18 protein-coding genes are annotated in these 24,105 nt (G+C 58.2%); 7 read left to right on the top strand and 11 right to left on the bottom strand.

What is annotated here, in order from left to right; genetic code table 11:
* The first annotated feature begins 64 nt into the window (after positions 1-64).
* From gcvT to AVI_RS08775, 4 genes are all read left to right on the top strand, one after another.
* A complete protein-coding gene (gene gcvT / locus AVI_RS08790; RefSeq protein WP_015916033.1) occupies positions 65-1,204 on the top strand; it encodes a glycine cleavage system aminomethyltransferase GcvT in 1,140 nt (379 codons plus the stop codon).
* 16 nt (positions 1,205-1,220) lie between these two features.
* Positions 1,221-1,583: a glycine cleavage system protein GcvH gene (gene gcvH, locus AVI_RS08785; protein WP_015916032.1), complete on the top strand. Its 363-nt coding sequence runs from the start codon at positions 1,221-1,223 to the stop codon at positions 1,581-1,583.
* Entirely contained in the window at positions 1,580-4,444 is a 2,865-nt protein-coding gene (gcvP, locus tag AVI_RS08780; protein WP_015916031.1) for an aminomethyl-transferring glycine dehydrogenase, read from the top strand. Before gcvH ends, gcvP begins: the two co-directional genes overlap by 4 nt.
* 262 nt (positions 4,445-4,706) lie before the next feature.
* Positions 4,707-4,994, top strand: a complete 288-nt coding sequence (locus AVI_RS08775) for a hypothetical protein (protein WP_041696584.1) — start codon at positions 4,707-4,709, stop codon at positions 4,992-4,994.
* Between the two features lie 361 nt (positions 4,995-5,355).
* Here the strand turns inward: AVI_RS08775 and folK are convergent, their stop codons facing one another.
* From folK to folP, 3 genes are read right to left on the bottom strand one after another with little or no spacing between them, the layout of a single operon-like run.
* Positions 5,356-5,874 (bottom strand): 2-amino-4-hydroxy-6-hydroxymethyldihydropteridine diphosphokinase, encoded by a 519-nt coding sequence (folK, locus tag AVI_RS08770; RefSeq protein WP_417883617.1) that lies wholly within the window; start codon positions 5,872-5,874, stop codon positions 5,356-5,358.
* On the bottom strand, positions 5,867-6,235 hold the full coding sequence (gene folB, locus AVI_RS08765; protein WP_015916029.1) for a dihydroneopterin aldolase: 369 nt from the start codon (positions 6,233-6,235) through the stop codon (positions 5,867-5,869). The genes folK and folB overlap by 8 nt, the downstream gene beginning before the upstream one ends.
* Positions 6,228-7,121: a dihydropteroate synthase gene (gene folP, locus AVI_RS08760; RefSeq protein WP_015916028.1), complete on the bottom strand. Its 894-nt coding sequence runs from the start codon at positions 7,119-7,121 to the stop codon at positions 6,228-6,230. Before folP ends, folB begins: the two co-directional genes overlap by 8 nt.
* 278 nt (positions 7,122-7,399) lie before the next feature.
* Between folP and AVI_RS08755 the strand changes: the two genes are divergently transcribed.
* Positions 7,400-8,056: a DUF922 domain-containing Zn-dependent protease gene (locus tag AVI_RS08755; RefSeq protein ID WP_234617887.1), complete on the top strand. Its 657-nt coding sequence runs from the start codon at positions 7,400-7,402 to the stop codon at positions 8,054-8,056.
* 72 nt (positions 8,057-8,128) lie between these two features.
* Here AVI_RS08755 and AVI_RS08750 read toward each other — a convergent pair whose 3' ends face one another.
* Complete coding sequence (locus AVI_RS08750; protein WP_015916026.1) at positions 8,129-8,449, bottom strand: 2Fe-2S iron-sulfur cluster-binding protein; 321 nt, start codon at positions 8,447-8,449, stop codon at positions 8,129-8,131.
* A gap of 215 nt (positions 8,450-8,664) precedes the next feature.
* Positions 8,665-9,033 (bottom strand): Hpt domain-containing protein, encoded by a 369-nt coding sequence (locus AVI_RS08745; protein WP_015916025.1) that lies wholly within the window; start codon positions 9,031-9,033, stop codon positions 8,665-8,667.
* Between the two features lie 494 nt (positions 9,034-9,527).
* Between AVI_RS08745 and AVI_RS08740 the strand changes: the two genes are divergently transcribed.
* Positions 9,528-16,286, top strand: a complete 6,759-nt coding sequence (locus tag AVI_RS08740; protein ID WP_015916024.1) for an apolipoprotein A-IV repeat region-like domain-containing protein — start codon at positions 9,528-9,530, stop codon at positions 16,284-16,286.
* Positions 16,287-16,380: 94 nt separating this feature from the next.
* Here AVI_RS08740 and AVI_RS08735 read toward each other — a convergent pair whose 3' ends face one another.
* The 5 genes from AVI_RS08735 to tpiA form a co-directional block, all read right to left on the bottom strand.
* A complete protein-coding gene (locus tag AVI_RS08735) occupies positions 16,381-17,292 on the bottom strand; it encodes an agmatinase (protein WP_015916023.1) in 912 nt (303 codons plus the stop codon).
* A 23-nt stretch (positions 17,293-17,315) separates the two neighbouring features.
* Positions 17,316-18,329 carry a serine hydrolase domain-containing protein gene (locus AVI_RS08730; RefSeq protein ID WP_041696579.1) on the bottom strand — a complete coding sequence of 338 codons (1,014 nt, stop codon included), beginning with the start codon at positions 18,327-18,329 and terminating at the stop codon, positions 17,316-17,318.
* A 191-nt stretch (positions 18,330-18,520) separates the two neighbouring features.
* Entirely contained in the window at positions 18,521-20,158 is a 1,638-nt protein-coding gene (locus AVI_RS08725) for a CTP synthase (protein WP_080516974.1), read from the bottom strand.
* Between the two features lie 116 nt (positions 20,159-20,274).
* On the bottom strand, positions 20,275-20,661 hold the full coding sequence (secG, locus tag AVI_RS08720; RefSeq protein ID WP_015916020.1) for a preprotein translocase subunit SecG: 387 nt from the start codon (positions 20,659-20,661) through the stop codon (positions 20,275-20,277).
* A 97-nt stretch (positions 20,662-20,758) separates the two neighbouring features.
* On the bottom strand, positions 20,759-21,529 hold the full coding sequence (gene tpiA, locus AVI_RS08715; RefSeq protein ID WP_015916019.1) for a triose-phosphate isomerase: 771 nt from the start codon (positions 21,527-21,529) through the stop codon (positions 20,759-20,761).
* 360 nt (positions 21,530-21,889) lie between these two features.
* Between tpiA and AVI_RS08710 the strand changes: the two genes are divergently transcribed.
* Complete coding sequence (locus AVI_RS08710) at positions 21,890-23,086, top strand: GGDEF domain-containing protein (RefSeq protein ID WP_015916018.1); 1,197 nt, start codon at positions 21,890-21,892, stop codon at positions 23,084-23,086.
* 40 nt (positions 23,087-23,126) lie between these two features.
* Here AVI_RS08710 and AVI_RS08705 read toward each other — a convergent pair whose 3' ends face one another.
* The gene (locus AVI_RS08705; RefSeq protein WP_015916017.1) at positions 23,127-24,020 is read right to left on the bottom strand and encodes a dienelactone hydrolase family protein; all 894 of its coding nucleotides are present in this window, start codon (positions 24,018-24,020) and stop codon (positions 23,127-23,129) included.
* Between the last annotated feature and the right edge of the window lie 85 nt (positions 24,021-24,105).

Below are 24,105 nucleotides of genomic sequence, written 5' to 3'. Positions count from 1 at the left end.
GAACCGGCACAACCGTGCCTGAATTTGAGCCTATGCGCGATGCGCATGACAGTGGAGACGCCTCTTGGACGACCATCTCGCCCTCAAACGCACCCCCCTTTATGATCTTCACCTGTCGCTTGGTGCCCGCATGGTGGGTTTTGCTGGCTATGATATGCCAGTGCAATATCCCGCTGGTGTTTTGAAGGAGCATTTGCACACCCGCGCCAACGCCGGCTTGTTTGATGTGTCCCACATGGGGCAAGTGCTGCTCAAGCCAAAATCCGGCAAGGTGCAAGATGCAGCACTTGCGCTGGAAACGCTGGTTCCGGTGGATATTCTGGCCCTGAAAGAAGGGCGTCAGCGCTATGGCTTTTTTACCAATGAAGATGGCGGCATTCTGGATGATCTGATGATCACCAATCGTGGCGATCATTTGTTTGTGGTGGTCAATGCCGCCTGTAAAGATGCCGATATTGCCCATATGCGGGCGCATCTTGCGGAGAACTGCACCATTGAGGTTCTGGAAGACCGCGCCCTTCTTGCCCTGCAAGGCCCCCGTGCCGAGGCTGTTCTCGGTGAGCTTTGGGCTGGCGTCTCCGGCATGAAATTCATGGATGTGCGCGAAATTCCGCTTCTGGATACGCTCTGCATCGTCTCCCGTTCCGGCTATTCCGGTGAGGATGGCTTTGAAATCTCTGTGCCTGCGGATAAGGCCGAAGCGCTTGCCAAAGTGCTGCTGGATCATCCGGATTGTCAGCCAATTGGCCTTGGTGCCCGTGACTCACTAAGGTTAGAAGCTGGCCTTTGCCTCTATGGCAACGACATTGACACCACCACAAGCCCGGTGGAAGGCGCGATTGAATGGGGCATTCAAAAGGCCCGCCGCGCTGGCGGTGATCGCGAAGGCGGTTTTCCCGGTGCTTCGCGCATTCTGACTGAGCTGGCAAACGGCACCTCCCGCCGCCGCGTTGGCCTGAAGCCCGAAGGCAAAGCGCCTGTGCGCGGCCATTCCAAACTGTTTGCGGATGCCGAGGGCAAGGTTGAGGTTGGCGAAGTCACCTCTGGCGGCTTTGGCCCCACGGTCGAAGGTCCGGTTGCCATGGCCTATGTCAGCGCCGACCACGCCAGTGTTGGCACCCAGCTTTTCGCAGAGGTACGCGGCAAATATCTGCCTGTAACTGTTGCCACCCTGCCCTTCATTACACCCACCTACAAACGCTAAATCTCCGGAGAGACCCATGTTGAAATTCACCTCTGAACATGAATGGCTGCAAATTGAAGGCGATATCGCCACGGTTGGCATTACCGCCCACGCCGCTGAACAGCTTGGCGATCTGGTGTTTGTAGAGCTGCCAGAAGTTGGAGCCACGTTTGCAAAAGACGGTCAGGCCGCAACGGTTGAAAGCGTCAAGGCAGCCTCTGACGTTTATTGTCCGCTGGATGGCGAAGTGACCGAGATCAATCAGGCGATTGTTGATGATCCATCATTGGTCAATTCCGATCCGCGTGGCGCTGGCTGGTTCTTCAAGCTCAAGCTTGCCAACCCCGCTGATGCCGAAGGCCTCCTGAACGAAGCCGCTTACAACGAGCTGATCGCATGACCACGCCCACAGAATTCCAATTTACTGATTACCAGCCCTACGATTTTGCCAATCGCCGCCACATCGGCCCCTCTCCGGCTGAAATGGACGAAATGCTGAAGACCGTGGGCTATGACAGCCTCGACGGGTTGATTGCTGCAACCGTTCCCGCCTCAATCCGCCAATCCGCGCCGCTGGTGTGGGGCAAGGCGATGAGCGAGCGCGAAGCGCTGGACAAGCTGCGCGAAACCGCAAACAAAAACAAAGCTCTGACCTCGCTGATCGGTCAGGGCTATTACGGCACCATCACGCCGCCCGTCATCCAGCGCAACATTCTGGAAAACCCGGCGTGGTACACCGCCTATACGCCTTACCAGCCGGAAATCTCCCAAGGGCGCTTAGAAGCGCTGCTCAACTTCCAGACCATGATCTGCGATCTGACAGGTCTGGACGTGGCCAACGCCTCGCTGCTGGATGAGGCAACCGCTGCTGCGGAAGCCATGGCCATGGCGGAGCGCGTGGCAAAGTCCAAGGCCAAGGCCTTCTTTGTCGATTCCAATTGCCATCCCCAGACCATTGCCGTGATCCAGACCCGCGCCGAGCCTTTGGGCTGGGGGGTCGTGGTCGGCAATCCCTTCACCGATCTCAACCCCGGCGAAGTGTTTGGCGCACTGTTTCAATATCCCGGCACGCACGGCCATGTCAGCGATTTTACCCCGCTGATCAACGCCCTGCACAATGCGCAGGCCATTGCTGCGGTGGCGGCTGATCCGCTGGCGCTGCTGTTGCTGAAATCCCCCGGTGAAATGGGTGCCGATATTGCCATTGGCTCCAGCCAGCGCTTTGGTGTTCCCGTGGGTTATGGCGGTCCGCACGCCGCCTATATGGCGGTGAAGGATGCCATCAAGCGTTCCATGCCGGGTCGTCTCGTCGGCGTATCCGTCGATTCACGCGGCAACCGCGCCTATCGCCTGTCGCTCCAGACGCGCGAACAGCATATCCGCCGCGAAAAGGCCACCTCCAACATCTGCACAGCCCAAGTGCTGCTGGCGGTGATGGCCTCGATGTATGCGGTGTTCCACGGTCCGCAAGGCTTGAAGGCCATTGCCCAGCAGGTGCATCAAAAAACCGTGCTGCTGGCCAAGGGCTTGGAAAAGCTCGGCTTTACCATTGAGCCGGAAACCTTCTTTGACACCATCACGCTGGAAGTCGGCCATATGCAGGGCCTGATCCTGCGGGCAGCCGTGGCTGAAGGCGTCAACTTGCGCAAAGTCGGCACCACAAAAATCGGCATCTCGCTGGATGAGCGCACCCGCCCTGCCACGCTGGAAGCCGTTTGGCGTGCCTTTGGCGGCAATTTTGCAGTGGGTGATTTCACCCCGGATTATCGCCTGCCAACCAGCCTGCTGCGCACCAGCCAATACCTGACCCACCCGATCTTCCACATGAACCGGGCGGAAAGCGAAATGACCCGCTACATCCGCCGCCTGTCGGATCGGGATCTGGCGCTGGATCGGGCGATGATTCCGCTTGGCTCCTGCACCATGAAGCTGAACGCCACAGCTGAAATGCTGCCGATCACCTGGCCGGAATTTTCCGACATCCACCCCTTCGCCCCAGCCGATCAGGCCTTGGGCTATCAGGAAATGATCGACGATCTCTCGGAAAAGCTCTGCGCGGTCACAGGCTATGATGCAATTTCGATGCAGCCAAACTCTGGCGCGCAAGGCGAATATGCGGGTCTTTTGACCATCCGCAACTATCACCTTGCCAAGGGTGATACGCACCGCACCGTCTGCCTTATTCCAACCTCGGCGCACGGCACCAACCCGGCATCTGCCCAGATGGCTGGCATGTTGGTGGTGCCAGTCAAGGCGCTGGACAATGGCGATGTGGATCTGGCTGATTTCCGCACTAAGGCAGAACAGCACTCCACAAACCTGTCTTGCTGTATGATCACCTACCCCTCCACCCACGGCGTGTTTGAAGAAACCGTGCGGGAAATCTGCGAGATCACCCACGCCCATGGCGGACAGGTCTATCTCGATGGTGCCAATATGAACGCCATGGTCGGCATTGCCCGCCCCGGTGATATTGGCTCTGACGTTTCCCACCTTAACCTGCACAAAACCTTCTGCATTCCGCACGGCGGTGGTGGTCCGGGCATGGGGCCAATTGGCGTCAAAGCACATCTCACCCCATACCTGCCCGGCCATGTGGAAACCGATGGTCGCCCCGGTGCTGTGTCAGCCGCCCCTTACGGCTCACCCTCCATCCTTCCCATCAGCTGGTCCTACTGCCTGATGATGGGTGGCGAGGGCCTCACGCAAGCCACCAAGGTCGCCATCCTCAACGCCAATTACATCGCTGCCCGCCTCACCGGGGCCTATGATGTGCTCTACACCTCGGCATCTGGCCGGGTGGCGCACGAGTGCATCATCGACACCCGCCCGCTGGCCGACAGCGCGGGCGTAACCGTGGATGACGTTGCCAAACGCCTGATCGACTGCGGCTTCCACGCCCCCACCATGAGCTGGCCGGTGGCTGGCACGCTGATGATTGAGCCAACAGAATCGGAAACCAAAGCCGAACTGGACCGCTTCTGCACCGCCATGCTGGCCATCCGCGAAGAAGCCCGCGCCATCGAAGACGGCCGGATGGACAAGACCAACAACCCGCTGAAAAACGCACCACACACGGTGGAAGATCTGGTGGGCGAATGGGACCGTCCCTACAGCCGCGATCAGGCCTGCTACCCACCGGGCGCGTTCCGCGTGGACAAATACTGGTCTTCCGTCAACCGTGTGGACAATGTCTACGGCGACCGCAATCTGGTCTGCACCTGCCCCCCGATGAGCGAGTATGCGGAGGCTGCCGAATAACGGCAGGACATAGATTTTCGACCCTGCCGCCCGCTTACGTCGGGCGGCAGGGCCGATGCTTCATAAGGACAATGTTACCGCCAAAATATGCTATTTTGGGTTGTTTTTGAACTGTTCCTCCTTGAAGGTGGGGTCGCTCCTTCGGCCAGTAGGTCAAAAAGAAGCTGTTATACCTAACAATTATGCTATATTAAGCGCTTCGTATCATCGACGGCCCGCCTGCCGGCGTCTCTATGTGTAAGCGACAGAATAGGAAGATCCATTGACCCGTTTTCTCACCAGCCTTGCCCTTGCCTCTGCCCTGATCCTCTCAGCCCACCAGGGCTTTGCTCAGGCACCGAACAGCGACCGTTGCGTCAAGGGCGGCATGAGCGATTGCCAATCGAAGCCTGGCAAACCAGCACAGAAGAAAGCCGCCATTCACGAGCGCACGCATCAAAACAAGCTGCCTCCTCAAAAAGCGGCAAAACAGCATCGCAGCAAGTCGGTCGATCCGATGACGACCTGCGGTGTGGGTTCTAAGGCTCCCTGCAAGCCGCAGCGGCCATAAATTCAAGGCCTGCACCGAAAGTGGAGGTTTGAACCGCGACAGCGCCGTGCGTTAAAACGCACAAAGGACGCTGTAACACTTTAAATCTACTGCATAATTTTCTCCTCCCATTTAAGGAATGATGCAGTTAAGGAATGATGCAGTAGGAGCGGCTTTTCTATAAGTGAGTAGGCTCTATAAAGAGGTCGGCAAAGTCGGAAGCTTTGTCGACCTTTTCCTATGAAGGAATACCAAGCGCGATCTTCGATCGCCTCCAGAGTTTGTCAGGGAAAAGTGGAACCCGGTTTTCCTAAAAAAACAAACGAAAACAAAAGAATCTGGAGTTTGCCTGGTTCAGTGTGGGCCTGACAGACTCCAGGTATTAGCCCCTCTTCCACCAAAGCGGATCGGTATCGGCGACGACGATATCATGGGCGTCCGACTGCCCCAGCCAATCGGCCACCGATCGGCCCTCTACCACAAGGTCGCTGCCGATATCGCAGAGTGGCTGAAGAACGAAAGCTCGCTGCACCATGCGCGGATGCGGGATCGACAGGTGATCCTCCTCGATATTTTGGTCACCATAGAGCAGAATATCGATATCGAGCGTGCGCGGGCCCCAGCGCTCCCGACGCTCGCGTTTCATCACCCGCTCAAGCTCCAGACAAACAGAAAGCAGCGCGGAGGGCGGCAATGTGGTGCTGACCAGCGCGCAGCTATTGAAGAAATCCGCCTGATCCAGCTTTCCCCAGGGCGGCGTGCTATAAAGGCGCGAGACCGCCAACACCGTGCAATCCGGGCGCTCATCCAGGGCTTTCAATGCTGCTGCCATGGCATGCGCGGGATCGCCGATATTGCCACCCAGCCCGAGCGCTGCGATCACCGGGGCGCGCTTATCGATGATGGTCAACGGAAACCTCGACATAATCGAGCATGCCGGTAATCGGCGCGCTCGGCTTGCGCACAGTGATTTTCGCCCGCAGAATCTGTTCGAACCTCTCACATAGCGATTTAGCGATATCCAGCGCCAAAGCCTCGATCAGATAGCGCCGCTTGCCGGTGACGATCTCTTCAATGAGGTTGAAGGCCACGCCATAATCCACCGTTCCGGCCAATTCATCGGTTTCCAGCGCCGAGGAAAACCGCAGCTCCAGTTCGGCATCGATGAAAAACCGCTGCCCCAGAAATTTCTCCTGCTCATGCAGGCCGTGACGGGCGAAAAACCCGCAATTCTTCAGGGTGATTGTATAGGTGTCAGCCATCGATCCGTCCTTCCCGCAGCCGCTCCTGCGCGGCGGGCCCGTCATCGGGGGCCATGGTTAGCATTGCATCCGCCACTGCCAGGGCATCGCGATTTGTCCTTACATCATGTACTCTGAATATGGCAGCCCCCTGTAGTCTTAGCAGAACCGAGCTTGCCGCCGTTGCCGCATCACGCCCCGCGGCGTCGCGCCCGGTCAATGTGCCGAGGAAACGCTTGCGCGACGTCCCAACCAACAGCGGATAGCCCAGATCGAGCAATTCATTGCAACGCGCCATCAGACCGATATTGGTCTCCACGGTTTCCTTGGCAAAGCCGAAGCCGGGATCGAGAACAATCGTCTCTGCTGCTACAGCTGCATTACGGGCGATAGCAAGCGAGCGTTCGAAAAACAGCCGCTGATCGGCAATCGGATCGGCCAGCACGTCGCGGCCCCGACCGGTATGCATGATGCAGAGCCCTGCCCCGGCTGCGGCAGCCACATCGGCAATCTCCGGCTCGCGCTGCAAGCCATGCACATCGTTGATGATATGGGCACCGGCGGCCAGCGCCAGCCGCGCCGTCTCTGCCCGATAGGTATCCACCGAGATCAGCGCATCAGTGTCGCGCGCCAGGGTTTCGATGACCGGCAGGATGCGGTCCTGCTCCTGGGCGGCAGAGACGGCATCCGCCCCCGGCCTCGTCGATTCGCCACCGATATCGAGGATATCGGCGCCATCCTCGAGACATTGCAGCGCAAAGCGCAGGGCCTCGTCACGGCTGGAATGGGCGCCGCCGTCCGAAAACGAATCCGGGGTGACGTTGACGATCGCCATCAGGCGGGCCTGAGACCCGAGCGTAAAGCTGCGGCCATGGGCCAGGCGCCATTGCTGAGTTGAGATCTTCACGCGGTTTCCTCATGACTTGCAGAAAAGACCGTTGCCGAGACGGCGCAGGACGCCATATACAAGGCAACAAGACTGGCCGTAACACTTTATGCCAGCTGCATATTTCCTTAAATCCGGTCGGGTTCGGGGATTTATGCGGCCTTTCCTTGAAACGGCTGAAATTCGCAGTGAAGATCACCTTGAAAAACAAGGGTTGTTCAGAATGGCTGGCACATCAGGTCGATGTCGGCGCTGTATGCCCCAAACCGGGACCAAGTTCAATGTCGTGGATACGTTCAATGGCCAAAAGAAAAGGCACTCTGGTTTGTGCCGCGCTCGTCTCCCGCATGATCGTCTCCGGCGTGGTACTCGTTGTCATCGGCACGGCAGGCATGGCGCAGGCGGAAACCATTGTCCGCAAATCAACCGTCTATTTCCCGATTGGCGGGCGGACAGCGACTGATCTCGACCACGAACTGGAGCGCAAAGGCCCGCACACAGTCAGCACCGGAACCCGCCACCCGGGCGCGACCCGCATCCGTTTTGGCGGCACCATGGACTATGTTCGTCATCGGGGCAGATGTGCCATTGGCAACATCAAGGTGACGGTATCGATCAAGGTGATTGTGCCACGCTGGAAAAACCGCGGATCGGCCAATCCGCAACTGGGATTGATCTGGGATACGCTATCGGCCGATATTAATCGCCACGAATCCCGCCATGCCGAAATCGCCGTGCAGCACGCCCGCGACCTCGATCAAAAGTTAAAGGCTCTGCCCAGCGCCACCTCTTGCGAAGAGCTTCAGGAAGCGGTCTCAGTGCTGACCGATCAGGTCACGCAGGAACACGACGCCGACCAGTTGCGGTTTGACCGCATCGAAGCGGTTAATTTCAACGACCGGATCATGAGGCTGTTGAAATATCGCTATACGAAAACGAAAGCCCATCACGACTGATAGCGCAGAAATCCTCCATGTATTCCTGTGAGAAGTCACGCGTTTCTCACAGGGGAAAACTGGATGAGTGGATTAGCCTTGGCGCTCCGGCACATGCACCACAAGACCGGCCAGCGCCGGGGCGATCTTGATCTGACAGGAAAGCCTGGAATTGGGCCGCACATCAGTGGCGAAATCCAGCATATCCTCTTCCATCGGCGCCGGACCGCCGGTCTTTTCCACCCAGGCCTCATCCACATAGACATGACAGGTGGCGCAGGCGCAGGCGCCGCCGCATTCGGCATCAATACCGGGAACAGAATTGCGAACGGCATTTTCCATCACGGTCGAGCCATCGGCGGCATCAAGGTCAAAGCGGGTGCCATCAAAGGCGACAATGGTCAACTGGGTCATGGGATCTATCCGGGGCTTGAAGAGCACGCCGTGCGCAACAGTCAGCACGTCACGGCGATGAAGACAAAGACGACACTCTGACCGGATGAACAAGGCCGCTGATATCAGCGGCCGGCGCAGCCGTCAGGCGCGCAGTCTTCTGACAAATCCGCAGACCAGTCAACCGGGGCATAGCAACCTGCAAGCCTCGACTGGCGCGGATACGTCACAACCGTTCAGATACGGCAAAGCTTCAGAATGAAATGCTCGGCTTCAACCACAGTTGCGGTAATCGCCGCAATCCGGGCTGCATCGGGGCCTTTGCCTTCGACTTCGGCAGCAGCTTCTGCCACCTTGAAGGCACCGACGGCGCTGGCCGCACCCTTCAGGCGGTGGGCGATGGCAACCGGATCAGCCGAAGCGTTGGCAAGACCCTGCAGACAGCTGCGCGCCTGCTTTGCAAACATCTGCAAAACCTCGATTTCCAAGGCCTTATCGCCCATGGTCTGCGTGGCAAGATGGACCAGATCGATCGGTCGTGCCTTGGACGGGCTCAGTCCGGATTGTACTTCTGGAGCTTCGAAAGCGATATTGACGGCAGCCATGACCCTTAAGATCCTTTTTGTTATGATACGGTTCTCATATTCAGGATGGTTGTCAATCGTGGGATTGGGGTTAAATTCGGGCCAGACGGCTGCGGATATTTATCCTTATGGTTAATTTCCGTTAAAGGCCGTCAGATTATGTGTTTTCGCGGCCTGAGATCCTTTAAATTGTGTTAATAAGCCTGATATCTCTTTGGGATAAGCCGTGCCGTTAATTGTAACAGTATCTGGAATGTGTCACTACGGAACGGGTAGAAAGGCAGATTGGGTCTTAGGCTTTGCTGCTAAACCCTGTAGTGCTATGGATGACCATTGCAGGTCAGGGAATTGAGCGCAAATCTGGAGAGATCTGCCGAAATTCAGTCCGGATGGCCGGGAAAACCGGCCAAATGGGTGCGGGGACTGGATGATTAAGGTGTTAGCCGCGTTTGCCGGGCCTTATAAGCAATCCGGTCGGGCAATGCGGCCTGAGTAGGCGTAAGCGAGGCGTACCTATGGCGACCAAAAAGACAAGCGAGTCGATTGACGATAGCGCTTTCCAGGCCCTCGAGGCAGCCCTGAGGATCGACTTCGAGGAAGAAGACGATACGCCAGTGCGTGGCCCCGCGCCTGTAGCGGCGGAGGCAAAAGTGTCCGACACACCGAGACAGACCAGGCCTGCACCACGGACCTCCGCGCCGCAAGCGGATACGACAGCCAATGAAAAAGAGCGGCTGCGGGCCGCGGCCCAGGCAAAAGCTGCCAAGGCTCCAAAGCCTGCTTCCGCTACGACCGCCGATCCTGCGCCTAAGTCCCCTTCCCTTGCCCCTGCCAACGATGCGTCCCGCCGCAGCTCATCCGCCGTGTTGAAATCGCTTGATGCCGGATCGATGGGCGGCGCGTTGCGCAATGCCACCATCGTTTCGATTCTCTGGGGCGCCGGTGGCCTGGCTCTGTCGCAATTGCTCTATGGCTCCCAGATCTGGAGCGGCGGCGCTGCCGCCATTTTCGCCAATCCGGGCATTATCGCTATTCTCGTTGGCACTGTCCTGCCAATCTTCGTGTTCTTTTCCTTCGCCATCATGATGTCGCGGGCGCAGGACATGCGCAATGCCGCCCGCTCCATGGCAGAAGTCGCCTTGCGGCTGTCCGAGCCGGAAACCGTCGCCTCCGAGCGTATCATGTCGGTCGGCCAGGCCGTGCGCCGCGAAGTCTCGGCGATGAACGAGGGCATTGAGCGCACCATCGCCCGCGCCACCGAGCTGGAAACCCTGGTTCATTCCGAGGTGACGGCGCTGGAGCGCAGCTATACCGATAACGAGCTTCGGGTTCGCAGCCTGGTTCAGGAATTGTCGGCGGAACGTGACGCCATCGTCAACCACGCCGACCGCATCCGCTCCTCCATCGTGGGTGCTCATGACCAGTTGAAGGAAGATCTGTCGCTGGCGACAGAGGAAATAGGCATCCGACTGGCGACATCAGGCGAGGCTTTTGCCTCGATGATCGACATGCGTGCCGCAACGATCATGGAGAAATCCAACACCGCCGCCACAACGCTCGGATCGCTGCTGACCGCCAAGACCGACGAAATGGTCCAGACTCTGGGTGCCGCCGGATTCTCGCTGTCGAGCGAATTTGATAACCGTTTGCAGGCCCTCACCGGCTCCATGTCGACCCATGGCGAAGAAATCCTGCGCCAGTTTGAAACCCGCGCCTCGACGCTTGACGCCAACACAGAAAAGCTCAATGCGGCACTGAACGATCGCGCTCGCCAGTTGAACGAAACGCTGGTCGCCCGCACCCGTGAAATCGCCCAGAGCTTCACCCAGGGCGAAGCATCGATCAGCGGCAGCCTGGATAGCGCGCTGACACGCCTCAACACCTCTCTCGAAGAGAAATCGGTTTCCTTCCGCCAGAGCCTGCAAACCAATGCCGAAGACGCGCTTGTTGATATCGACATCCGCTCCGGCCTGTTTGAAGACCGGATGCAGGCGACGATTGGCCAGATCAACGCCACGTTCGACGACAGGATGACCGAATTCGCCACTGCTTTCGATCAGCGCGCCGGCACGCTCGACAGCAAGCTGAACGAAAGCCTGCTGCGCATCAACGAAACCATGGCGGGTGGCTCGGAAACGATTGATGGCATCCTGACCACCTCGATCGACCGCCTCGGCAATACGATGACCGACCAGTCTTTCGCGCTGGCCGCAACCCTTGGCGGCAACCAGGAAGCGTTGACCGAAGCCCTTTCCAGCCATTCGCGGGAACTGGCGGACGCCCTGGAGCGGCGCCGCCGCGAACTGGACGAAACGATTTCCAACGCCCAGAGCCGCATCGACCAGATCATGGCCGAACGTGGCACAGCCTTGACCGAAGCCCTCAACACCAGCCAGACCCGTTTTGACGAAACGCTGGGCAGCCGCTCGGAAGCGGTGATCAACCAGCTCACCGGCAGCCATGATCGCATTTCCGACCTACTGCAAAATGCCTCTTCCGGCATTGTCGAAGCTGTCACCTCCTCCGAAACCCGTCTTGCTAACACGCTGGACCGCAAGGCACAGACGATCATTGAGGCCGCCGATGGTGCCGACGCCCGTATTGAGGCCGCCCTCAGCGACAAGGCCGATGCGATCCGCGCCGCCTATGAAACAAACCATGAGCGGTTGACATCGGTTCTCGATGCCAAGGTCGAGCAACTCGAACAGACGGCCTTGGCCGTCGATAGCCGTGTCGAGGCTGCTTTCGGCAACAAGGCAGATGCGATCCGTGCGGCCTATGAAGAAAGCGAAGCGCGCCTTACCCGTACGCTCGACGGCAAGGTTGACCAGATCACCGATGCAGCGACCGAGGCCGATATGCGCATCGAACTTGCGCTCGGCAACCGCATGGACACGATCCGCGCCGTCTATGAAGACAGCGAAAGCCGTTTGGCCAGCACAATCGATGCAAAGCTTGGCGCTCTGACCGAGACACTCGGGAATGCCGATAACCGCATTGAACAGGCGTTTGGCACCAAGGCCGATCAGGTTCTCTCCGCCTATGAGCAAAGCGAAGCGCGCCTTGCCCGCACACTCGACAGCAAGATTGACCAGATCAGCGACGCTGCCTCTGATGCCGACATGCGCATTGAACTGGCGCTCGGCAACCGTATGGACACGATCCGCGCCGTCTACGAGGAGAGTGAAAGCCGCCTTTCAAACACCATTGATGCCAAGCTTGGTGCCCTGACCGAGACGCTTGGCAATGCAGACGTTCGCATCGAACAGGCGTTCGGCACCAAGGCCGATCAGGTTCTCTCGGCCTATGAGCAAAGCGAAGCGCGCCTTGCCCGCACGCTCGACAGCAAGATCGAGCAAATCAGCGACGCTGCCTCTGATGCCGACATGCGCATTGAGCTGGCGCTCGGCAATCGCATGGACACGATCCGCGCCGTCTACGAGGAGAGCGAAACGCGCCTTTCCGGCACAATCGATGCCAAGCTCGGCGCTCTGACCGAGACACTCGGAACTGCCGATAGCCGTATCGAGCAAGCCTTCGGCTCCAAGGCTGACCAGCTCCGCGCCGTCTACGAAGAGGGCCAGGCCCGCCTTACACAGACCCTTGACAGTAAGGTCGACCAACTCAGCGATGTGGCGGCAGAAGCCGATATGCGCATCGAGTTTGCACTGGGCAGCAAGGTCGATTCGATCCGCTCTGTCTATGAAGATAGCGAAGCGAGACTGGCTGGAACCATTGACGCCAAACTTGGCCAGTTGATCGAAACCGTCGGTTTTGCCGATAGCCGTGTCCAGCAGGCACTTGGATCCAAGGCCGACCAGATCCGTGAAGCCTATGAGGCAAATCACGGTCGTCTGGCCGAAATGCTCGACAGCCGTATCAATCAGGTCATGGATACCGCCACGGAAGCCGATCTGCGGATGGCGCTCGCCTTCGGCAACAAGGCTGATGATATCAGGGCCGCCTATGAAGAAAACCAGGGCCGTCTTGAGCAGTCACTGGAAGCCCATTCCAGCCGTTTGACGGAAACGCTTGGCCAATCCACAGACCGCGTCGAGCAGGTCTTTGGCCGCTCGACCGACCGGGTTGAGCAAGTCTTGGGGTCTGGCGTCTCGCGGATCGAGAGTGACATTACCGGCAGTGTTTCGCGGCTGGAAACCACCTTTGAAGACAATCACAATCGCCTGCGCCAGACGCTGGACGAGCGTGGCAATGCTATCACCAATGCCTTGCAGAATGCCCGGAGCGGATTGGAAGAAACCCTCAACGAACAGGGCATGGCCATCGGCGCCTCGATCGCCGCCAGCGCCGGCATGCTGGAAATGTCGCTGGAAGAGCAGCAGGACAATCTGCGCTCCACCATCGACGCTTCAAGCCGTGATCTTCAGGACAGGCTGCGCGGTTCGGCTGGTGCCATCGCCGGAGAATTCGGTCAGGCTGCCCGCGAAATCAGCCGCACGGCAGAAGAGTTCTCCACACGGGTCGAAGGCTCGCTGGACGGCGTCGCCAACCGGTTGTCCGAAACCGGCGCCCGGATCGAGACCAGCCTCGGCAGTCTCGAACAGCGTATTCAGGGCAGCCTCGAAGGCGTCGACCTCAAGGTCAGCAATGCCGGTGACAATGTTGCCGCCAAACTCTCCGAAAAAGTCTCCGATCTGGAGCGCGTCACCACGGATGCAACCCAGCGTATCGAGCAGACACTCGGCGATGCCACGCAGCGTGTTGCCGACACATTTGATAGCCGCACGTCTGTTATCGATGAGCGCCTGTCGACCATGGACCGCGCGCTGAATATCGGCTTGCAGAATGTGAACAACACCATCGAGGGCAAGGCCGCAGGTCTCGCCTCATCGTTGCGCGAAGCCGTTATCGGTGCCACCCGTGAGATCGACAGCGAGGCGCAGAAATCCGCCGAATTGCTGGGCCGGACCGGCCAGGAATTCTCCGAGACCATGAATGCCCGCAATGAGGAATTCACCCGTTCGGTTCGCGAACAGGCGGAAGACCTGACACGCCGGATCTCCGACACCCAGAACCGGCTTGCCGGTCAGGGCGCTCAGATTGCACAGAGCTTCTCGGATGCTGGCGATGCCATCGTCAGCAAGGTTTCGGCAGCCGAGGCCACCATCACTGCCAAGGCGGGAGCCATCGCTGGCACGTTGACCGACGCCGAAAAGGCCCTGGAAGAACGTGCCACGGCGATCCGCGCTGCACTGTCGGCAACGACTGGCGACATGACCGAGGCCCTCGACAGCGTCGACAAGGCGCTGGACGCCCGTGGCAATGCCATCCGCACCACGTTGGACGAGCGCACCCGCGAGCTGAATTCGATGCTCTCAGGCCGCACGTCGGAATTGGCTCGCCTTATCGAGGAAAAAGCCAAGCCGACCGTCGAGCAATACGCCCAGGTTGGCCGCGATGCCGTCGAACGGATCGCCCAGGCCGCCGACCAGAGTGCCCATAGCTTGCGCCAGGAAAATGCCAAGCTGGCCGATGCTCTGGCAGCCCGTGCCGCCGAAGCCGCCCGCCAGATGAATGCTGCGGAAAACAGCCTGACATCCAGCGCTGGCGAGATGATTGACCGCATCAGCGAAACCAACCAGACGCTGCACGCCGTCGTCGAACAGGCAGCCCAGTCCATGGCCAATGCTGACCGCCAGTTTGGCGCAACGACCGACCGCCTGGCCGCGACCACCCACAAGGCCGCCGATGTCTTGGCGACGTCTGGCCGGTTGCTGGAAAGCAATCTGGAACGGTTGTCGAATGTCTCCAACCAGGCTCTGTCTCAGGTGACGGGCATTGTCGGCCGGTTCGGCGATCATGCGAAAGTGCTTGGCCAGGCATCCGAATTGCTCGGCGCGGCGCAGTCCAACCTTGCAGGCACGCTCGAGGAGCGTCAGCAGGCTCTGCGCGACCTCTCCATCGGCATCGTCAAGCGGTCGGAAGAGATCGAGAATACCATGAAGTCGCTGGCCGGCATGGTCGATGGCGCCTTCAGCCAGGCTGAGCAGCGCTCCAGCCAGGTAGCCGGAAACCTGCGTCAGGGGATTGAGACATCCTTTGCGGATATCGGCCAGATCCTCGGAGAGACCGAACAGAAGGCCAAGTCCGCCGCTGGCTCCATGCGCGATTCACTTCTCTCGGCTGGTGAAGATGCCACCCGTGCCATCGAACGCACCTTGGGTGACGCGGAAAAGCGCTCCAGCGAGCTGGCAAACCGCCTGCGCGGTGGCCTGTCATCGTCGCTTGCCGATGTGGACCGCATCCTGACTGAGGCCGGTCAGAAATCGGATGGCACGGCCAACCAGATGCGCGAAGCAGTGCGTTCGGCTGTCGAGGATGCTCTTGGCCGCTTCTCTGGCGCCACCGACGAGATCCGCCGCTCGGCCCAGGAAATCCGCCAGGAACTTGACCTGACCCGGACAGAACTGAAGCGTGGTGCCTTCGACCTGCCGGAAGAAGCCAAGGAAAGCGCCGGTGCTATGCGTCGTGCCGTTGCCGAGCAGATCAAGGCGTTGCAGGACATTTCCCAGCTGGTTGGCCGCAGCGCCCAGCAGCTTGAAATTTCCACGCCAACGCCTCGTGCCGCCGCCACTGCTGCTGTTCAGCCACAACCGGCTCGCCCAGCGCCGACGGTTCAGGCCCAGGCTCCAGCCTCACAGCCCGCGCCAGCTCCTGTCCCTGCCCGTCCGGCAATTTCGGCAGCGCCAGCCCCTCAGCAAACCCCACGCCCTGCCGCCAACCCGCTTGGCCTGCGTGGGAGCCTGCAAAGCGAACAGCCAGCACCGGCTGCGGGCGAAGTCTCCGGCGGCTGGATCAGCGACCTCTTGCGAGGAGCATCACGTGAGGAGCAGACGATCACTTCGCCTGCCCGTGCTGCACGCCCGGCAGCGGAAGCACCGCGCAGCAATGACAGCCGCAACCCCCGCCATATGGTGGAATCACTGAATTCGCTTTCGGTCGATATTGCACGGGCCATCGATCACGATGCCTCGGTCGATCTATGGCGTCGCTACCAGCGCGGCGAGCGTGACGTCTTTACCCGTCGCCTCTACACGCTGAAGGGCCAGCAGACCTTTGATGAAATCAAGCGTAAATACGACCGCGAACCGGAATTCCGCACCGCCGTCGACCGTTATATCGCCGATTTCGAAAAGCTGCTGTCCGACGTGGCGCGCACCGACCGGGACAAGTCGATCACCCAGTCCTACCTGACGTCCGATACTGGCAAGGTTTATACCATGCTCGCACATGCAGCAGGCCGGTTTAGCTGACAGCGATTGAATATCTGAATATGAACAAAACCCCGAAGCGCAACTCCGGGGTTTTGTGTTTGTAAAGTTCAATTTTGTGCGGCTGGCGCCGACTTCATCCCTGCCGAACGATGGCGCCAATGACATTGATGACAAGACGTGCGGCGGTCAAAGCGGAGAGGTTATCAATGTCTGCGGGAGGATAGAGTTCGACAAGATCGAACCCGGCAATTCTTCCCCGCTTGCCGATCCCCGCGATCAGGTCGATGACCTGGTTATATGTAAGACCGCCAGGCGTTCGAGCCGCCACACCCGGCATGACCGAGGGATCAAGACCGTCGCAATCGAGAGTGATGATGGTTTGCGCGCCCTCCGGGATGTGCTGGAGCACAGCTTCGATACCCCGAGCGTGAACTGTGCGAGAGGTTATTATCCGACTGCCATACTGCTGCGCCGCCTCAATTTCGGCAATACCTGCGCTGCCGACGCCGCGCATGCCAACCTGCACAATCCCGGCAACATGCGGCATTTCACTGATCCGGCGCATCGGGCTCGAATAGCCATATCGTTCGCCATCTTTGTCGTCGCGCCAATCAATGTGGGCATCGATTTGCAGGACCCAAACAGGTCCGTGCTGCGAAAAGCCAGCGACAAATGGAATCGGAATGGAATCATCGCCGCCCAACACGACTGGTACAGCCGAAGACGCCAAGATCTCCCGTGTTTTCGCCTCGATTCTGGTTCGGTTGCCGAGATTATCGTGCATGATTGTCGAGACATTACCGACATCGATGCAGCAAGCCGGTTTGTTATCGAAAAGCGGGCCACCAAGATCGAAATCCCAATGGTCGATCAACCCCACATCTTCCTGGCTGGCAACACGGATAGCATCTGGAGGCAAGGCATGACCGCCGCTATCCTGTCCGGCATAGGTACTGCCATGACCAGCGCCGACAATCACTATTTCGGGTTTACGCCCGCCGGAGAGCCGTTCGGGAAAGCCAAGAAATGAAGGTCCATTGTTCATTTTCTAGATCCTGGTTCAATGCCCTAAGGAGCAGCCGTCGCGAGGATTTGCAGCATTGCCACGAAATGGCTTGTTCGAATGCCTTTGGGATTTTGGGAAGCGTCGACAACCTGGACAACGACCAAACGTTTTTGAGGAATAACTGCTAAAGCTTGACCGCCATAGCCGGATGCAAGAGCCGCTCCCTCCCCGAATACGGCAGGGTTCAATGTCCACCAGAGATAACCATAACCCATGCTTCCCCGATCGGTTTGGAAGTAAGGCGTTGTTGAGTCCTTGACCCATGATGCGGGAATAACCTGCCTGCTGTTCCATCGACCGACATCCAGATAAAGCTGACCAAAACGAGCAGCGTCCCTGGCGCTGAGATTGACCGGAAAAGCAGGATGCTCCGATTGCGCAACGGTTACATAATGGCCGTCACGCGTTGAGAAGTCCTCCATGCCGAGCGGCGCAGCGATGCGCTGCGCAAAGCTCTGGAAAATATCCTCACCCGTCTGCTGGCGATAGATCGTGCCGAGTGCATTGAAATCCCAATTGTTGTACCACCAGAACGAGCCCGGCGCATGGCTTCCACGCTCTGGCCGTTTGCGCCGCATCTCGTCGGTTTCAGAGGCCGCACGATGATAAACTCCTGATCTCGCCATCAGCAAGTCACGCACCGTCGCTTGTTTTTCTGTCACGGTAAGGCCGGGAGGCTTGTCATCAATCTTCAGATTCTCAAGCGTATTCTCGAGGTTTATGCGGCCCTCGGATACGGCAATTCCGTAGAGCGCACTCAACAAGCTTTTGCGGATCGACGCCACGTTCACTTTGCGCGAAACGTCACCCCAACGCGCAATAACCTTTCCATCCTGAACCACCATAACGGCTGTCGGCTTCAACCGCGTGGAATAATCCTGAGCGGCTTTCAGCCTGTCGACATTCCATCCAGCGAGTGCCGGATCAATACTCTGCCAGGGCTGAGCATGCGCACTTTCCAGGGGGAGCACCATGAACAGAGTCAATAAAGCTTGGAAAAGCAAAAGTTTGAGCATCCAGATCAGCTTTCGCACTCATCGCGGAAATTCGATACAAATTTAGCTGTCAATGCTCAAATGCAGGATAGGATTTTTTGCGATGGAGCAAAGACAGTGTTCCAAGGCGATTTTTATCTTTTCCGCCATCCAAAAGCAAAACCCGCCTTACGGGCGGGTTTTGTCTGCATTTTCTTGATGATCTGACGACCTCAAACGAGCCGGCTTTGCTCCAAAGCCGCTTCTACAAAGCTCTTGAACAATGGATGCGGGTCCAGCGGGCGGGACTTGAGTTCCGGGTGATACTGCACGCCGACGAACCATGGGTGATCGGGATATTCCACCGTCTCCGGCAGAAGACCGTCAGGCGACATGCCTGCAAAGACCAGACCGCAGTCTTCCAGCCGTTGCTTGTAATCCACATTCACTTCATAGCGATGGCGGTGACGCTCGGAAATCTCGGTAGAGCCGTAAATGTCGGCAATCCGCGAATCTTTCTTCAGAGCAGCCTTATAGGCGCCAAGACGCATAGTGCCGCCAAGATTACCCGCAGCAGACCGCTTCTCAAGCTCATTGCCCTTCATCCATTCGGTCATCAAGCCGACGACCGGCTCAGATGTCTGACCAAATTCAGTCGAGGAGGCCTGTTCGATGCCTGCCAGGTGACGGGCTGCTTCCACCACGGCCATTTGCATACCAAAGCAGATGCCGAAGTAAGGAACCTTGCGTTCACGCGCAAACTGGGCGGCCAGAATCTTGCCTTCAGAGCCACGCTCACCAAAGCCGCCCGGTACCAGAATACCGTGAACTTTTTCGAGGTAAGGAGCCGGGTCTTCCTTCTCGAATACCTCGGATTCGATCCACTCAAGCTTGACCTTGACGCGGTTGGCAATACCGCCATGGTGAAGCGCTTCGATCAGCGACTTATAAGCATCCTTCAGGCCGGTATATTTGCCGACGATGGCAATGGTAACCTCGCCTTCCGGGGTGCGGATGCGGTTGGAAACCTCTTCCCAGGCATCGAGGCGTGGCTTGGGAGCCGGTTCGATGCCAAAGGCGGCCAGGACTTCATTGTCCAGCCCTTCCTTGTGGTAGGCCATGGGTACGTCATAGATATTGGCAACATCCAGCGCCTGAATAACCGCCGACGGGCGGACATTACAAAACAGCGACAGCTTGCGACGTTCCGGCTCAGGAATCTCACGATCCGCACGCACCAGCAGAATATCAGGATGAATGCCAAGGGCCTGCAATTCCTTGACGGAATGCTGGGTTGGCTTGGTCTTCAACTCGCCAGCCGCCGGAATGTAAGGCATCAGCGTCAAATGCACATAGATCGCATTGCCGCGTGGCAACTCGTTGCCCAGCTGACGAATGGCTTCCACGAAAGGCATAGCCTCGATGTCGCCTACTGTGCCGCCGATTTCGCAGATCACAAAATCGTAATCGCTATTGCCCTCAACGATGAAGTCCTTGATCTCGTTGGTGACATGCGGAATGACCTGAACCGTTGCGCCGAGATAATCGCCGCGCCGTTCCTTGTCGATAATGTTCTTGTAGATCCGTCCGGTGGTGATGTTATCGGTCTTGGTCGCCGAGCGCCCTGTGAAGCGTTCGTAGTGGCCAAGATCAAGGTCCGTCTCTGCGCCGTCGTCGGTGACGAAGACTTCACCGTGCTGAGTCGGGCTCATGGTGCCCGGGTCAACGTTGAGATAGGGGTCCAGTTTGCGCAGCCGTACACGATAACCACGTGCCTGCAACAAAGCCCCGAGTGCCGCAGCCGCTATTCCCTTACCAAGAGAGGAAACCACGCCGCCAGTGATGAATACATATCGCGCCATGGGCTTCACCGGATACCGTTTCGATTCTGATTCCGCCAGCGTTATTTTTCATGCCGACGACAATACACACAAAGAAAAACCGGCGGACTGTTTAAGTCCGCCGGAGCGAAGATGAACGAGACCGATCAGTTGCCGGTCGGAACAGCGCCGGGCTGAGCCGGTGCGGGCGTTGTCGCAGCGCCGTTAGCAGGAGCCGGAGCGGTTGCAGGGGCACCAGGCAACTGGTCAAGAATATTGCCGGAAGGGGCCTGCTGGCCAGCCGGAATACGATTGAGAATATCGGTCGGCTTTGCCTCGAACCGCGAAAGAATGCCAAGTCCGAGCGAGGTGATGAAAAACAGCGTCGCCAGGATAGCCGTTGTCCGGGTCAGGGCATTGGCCGCGCCGCGTGCCGACATGAAGCCTGAGCCGCCGCCGATCCCAAGCCCGCCGCCTTCGGACCGCTGGATCAGCACGACGCCGACAAGCGAAATCACGATTATGAGGTGAATGACGATCAGTACGGTCTGCATGGACGATCCATCCTGCCCACGTAGGGCCAAGTCAAAACAACATTCGGCGGCTCTCTACACGAGGAGCCGCCGCAAAGAAAGCCCTTTTCAACAAAGATCAGGCTGTCAAATCCGAATAGACACCGTATATGGCAAGGAAATCAGCGGCTTTCAAGCTTGCGCCACCAATCAGCGCACCATCCACATTGGCAACGCCCATCAGTTCCCGTGCATTCGACGGCTTGACGGAACCACCATAGAGGATTCGCATTTTCGCACCCTCATCGCCCAGCCTGCGCGTCAACTCGGCCCGCATGAAAGCGTGGGCCTCGGTCACGTCTGCGATAGTTGGCGTCACGCCGGTGCCGATCGCCCAGACGGGCTCATAGGCAATGACCGTATCTTCGGCGAGCGCTTCGTCCGGCACGGAACCGGAGAGCTGACGCTTGAGAATATCCAGCGTCTGCCCTGCTTTGCGCTGATCGGCTGTCTCGCCGATGCAGATGATGGCCGTCAGTCCCGCCGCATGGGCCGCAACCGCTTTGGCGCGCACCAGATGGTCGGTTTCCGCGTGATCGGTACGGCGTTCGGAATGACCGACAATCACATGGGTTCCGAAGCAATCGGCGACCATTTCCGCCGAAATATCGCCGGTATGGGCGCCAGATGCATTTTGATGGCAATCCTGCGCGCCGATCAGCAGCGGGCTGTCGTCGCAGAGCGCGGTTGCCACGTAAAGCAGGGTGGCCGGCGGGCAAATCAGACTGTCCACGGTCTCGCTGAGCGGCCCTTTCACGCCTTCGGCCATCGCCTTGATCTGATCCAGCGCGTCGCGGGTTCCGTTCATCTTCCAATTGCCCGCAACAAGCGGACGTACATCTGGTGTCATATTGATCCAACCCACCCTTATTCCATGTTCCTGTTCAGCTGGAGGTCGCTTTTTTGCGCCTCAACCGACACCCGGGAAACCATAAACAATACTCTTCCACATCTAGACACCCTATAAAAGGACGTGGCGGCAAAAAAGGCAAGTTGCAATGCAGCATGCCGTTAATTCATGCAGAGTACACTTTAACCCTGTAATTACAGGGGTAACTACAGAAAGAGATTCGGGGCCGCTGGCGGATCGGAATCGGTATTGGCAAGACTTTTAAATTGTTCCGATGTTTCTCGATAACGGCGCTTCTCCAAAGCACCGATTCGGCGTATGCGGAAAGCTTGTTTCCCCTTAGTCAACCGGAGAGCCGCAATGGCCACCGTATCTCTTGAAGCTATCGACCGGCAAATCGCCCGAGGCTTCAAGGCGTTGCGGTTCAGCCCCGCCGTAGAAGCGGAATTTCTTCAGGAATATGTCGCCAATCGGGTCAAGCTGACACCATTCTGGGCGGTAATCGGCACACTTATTTACGACGCCGTTTTCATCGGCGACGCGACGATGATGGCCGATGTGTTCGATAAACTGCTGATCGTACGCTTCGGAATATTCACGCCTTTCGCAATTATCAGCGTGCTTGCCGTAAGGCGCTGGCGCACGGCCCTTAATTACGAACTTCTGTCGCTGGGAATAGGCACGCTCAGTATTCTCCTGCCGATGTCGGTCGCAATCTACAGCCAAAGCCCGTACATGTTCGTCTATCAGAACGGCAATGTGGCTGCTTTCCTGTTTTTCGTCATTGCGCTGCGGCCACGGTTTCATATCGTGGTGATTGGCCTGACGCTGATGTGCGGCGTGCTGTTGAAAACCGCAAAACTGAACGGCTCATTCGACGATATCACTTATAGCGGGTTGGTCAGTTTCTACATCACGATCGCGATTTTCCTGGCGCTAGGCGCCTATTTTCTCGAACACGCTGATCGAATGAATTTTCTCAACAGGCTGCGTGCTGGCCTACTGCAAAAGCAGTTGGAGCATAACGCCGCCCGTGATGAGCTGAGCGGCCTGCTGAACCGTCGCTCGCTGGTACAGGTCGCGACCGACTTGTGGAAAGGCAGATCACCGGCAACACATGTTTGCGCCATCATGCTCGATATCGATGATTTCAAACTTTACAACGATGTCCACGGCCATCTGGAAGGGGATGAGTGTCTGCGCACCGTCAGCCAATGCATTCGCGACAATGCCGGTGAGAAAGGCTTCGCCTTCCGCTACGGCGGCGAGGAAATGCTCGTTTTGCTACCGAATACGGATGTCGATGCCGCCTGTGCAATAGCAGAAGCCATCCGCCGGGCAATCGAGTGCATGAACATCCCGCACTTGGGCAAAGGCAGGGGCCAGGTGACAACGGCAAGTCTGGGCGTAGCGGAGGGCCCTACGGCAACGGTTTCGTTGGAAGACCTGCTGAACCGCGCCGACGCGGCCCTTTACGAGGCAAAGCGCAGCGGGCGCAATCGTGTCTGCGTGAGCGGGGCAACGCAGCTCGGTCTGGAATTTGCCAGGGAAAATTAACCCCCTGCTTTCCAAAAATGACAAACCAAAACAGCAGATTCTAGCGAATCAGCCAGTTGAGCACGGCGCGCCAATCGGTCATGCGCACCGGTGTGCCGTGAGAACCGGTGAGAAACAACGTGAAACGGGTTGGATAGCCGGTGCGGTGCAGACGTTCGTACAGCGCAATCTGGTCGCCAGCGGCATAGACACTATCGCGGCTGCCATGGGTGAACCACATCGGAAGCTTGCGTTTGAAGGCCGCACTGGCGGTAAAATCCGGATCGCTGGCTCCGCCGAGAATGGCCATGCCGGACAGTTTCGCAACGATTCGGTCGTCACGGGTCAGGCCCCAACAGATGAAACTGCCCATGGACGCGCAGGACAACACCACTGGACGGCCGCCGGAATGGGCCGAGGCATAATCGATCAGAGCCGCGACCTGCGTTACCCCCGATTGGTCGAAGGATCGCACGGAAGGTGCGTAATAGGTGCCGCCATTGTCATTGGCGAGATTTTTCAGCCGGTTGAAATTGCCACCGAATTTGTAGTCATCGGTTCCAAGTCGGCGGTCCCCGCCCCGGCCGTGAATGAAAATCACCGTGAATGCTGCGCCGTCCGCAGGTCCGGTCCTCGTCACATCCAGCTTGCCGGCATCACCGAGATCCAGCGTCTCGTCCTTCTGCTGGTGACGCACTCCGAGCGAGACGTAGGAGGCCTTGACCCGGCGCTCAGGAATTTCGTCGCGGCCGTTGATGTCGCGCATTTCCTGATAGTCGATGGTCTGGAAATCACCCTTGTCGCGGCTTTCCAACACGGTCTGGCCGGAAAACAGCTCGTCCTTGAAAGGTTTGAGGCTAACGGCAGGCGCACTCGTTGCAGGCAAAGAGCTGGCAACCGAGCAGAGAGCGGCCAGAACCACGGGGGCGAACAAATGAACTGTGGACATCCGCATCGGGATCAGGTCTCCTTAACGGCGCAGCCTTGCCACGCCGTCACGAGAAACGCAAAAGTTTTCCTTGAAAATAGGCTGAATGGAC

It is taken from the genome of Allorhizobium ampelinum S4 (assembly GCF_000016285.1).
Classification (GTDB): Bacteria; Pseudomonadota; Alphaproteobacteria; order Rhizobiales; family Rhizobiaceae; genus Allorhizobium; species Allorhizobium ampelinum.
Note: the sequence above shows the minus strand (reverse complement) of the source record. Positions and strands in the feature narration are given on the sequence as shown.

Bases quoted from the DNA above. Each gene is read 5' to 3' on its own strand.
- AVI_RS08740 (WP_015916024.1), top strand. From the start codon at position 9,528: ATGGCGACCAAAAAGACAAGCGAGTCGATTGACGATAGCGCTTTCCAG.
- folB (WP_015916029.1), bottom strand. From the start codon at position 6,235: ATGGCTGACACCTATACAATCACCCTGAAGAATTGCGGGTTTTTCGCC.
- AVI_RS08735 (WP_015916023.1), bottom strand. From the start codon at position 17,292: ATGAACAATGGACCTTCATTTCTTGGCTTTCCCGAACGGCTCTCCGGC.
- secG (WP_015916020.1), bottom strand. From the start codon at position 20,661: ATGCAGACCGTACTGATCGTCATTCACCTCATAATCGTGATTTCGCTT.
- gcvH (WP_015916032.1), top strand. From the start codon at position 1,221: ATGTTGAAATTCACCTCTGAACATGAATGGCTGCAAATTGAAGGCGAT.
- gcvP (WP_015916031.1), top strand. From the start codon at position 1,580: ATGACCACGCCCACAGAATTCCAATTTACTGATTACCAGCCCTACGAT.
- AVI_RS08745 (WP_015916025.1), bottom strand. From the start codon at position 9,033: ATGGCTGCCGTCAATATCGCTTTCGAAGCTCCAGAAGTACAATCCGGA.
- AVI_RS08750 (WP_015916026.1), bottom strand. From the start codon at position 8,449: ATGACCCAGTTGACCATTGTCGCCTTTGATGGCACCCGCTTTGACCTT.
- AVI_RS08755 (WP_234617887.1), top strand. From the start codon at position 7,400: ATGGCCAAAAGAAAAGGCACTCTGGTTTGTGCCGCGCTCGTCTCCCGC.
- AVI_RS08710 (WP_015916018.1), top strand. From the start codon at position 21,890: ATGGCCACCGTATCTCTTGAAGCTATCGACCGGCAAATCGCCCGAGGC.
- AVI_RS08705 (WP_015916017.1), bottom strand. From the start codon at position 24,020: ATGCGGATGTCCACAGTTCATTTGTTCGCCCCCGTGGTTCTGGCCGCT.
- AVI_RS08730 (WP_041696579.1), bottom strand. From the start codon at position 18,329: ATGCTCAAACTTTTGCTTTTCCAAGCTTTATTGACTCTGTTCATGGTG.
- tpiA (WP_015916019.1), bottom strand. From the start codon at position 21,529: ATGACACCAGATGTACGTCCGCTTGTTGCGGGCAATTGGAAGATGAAC.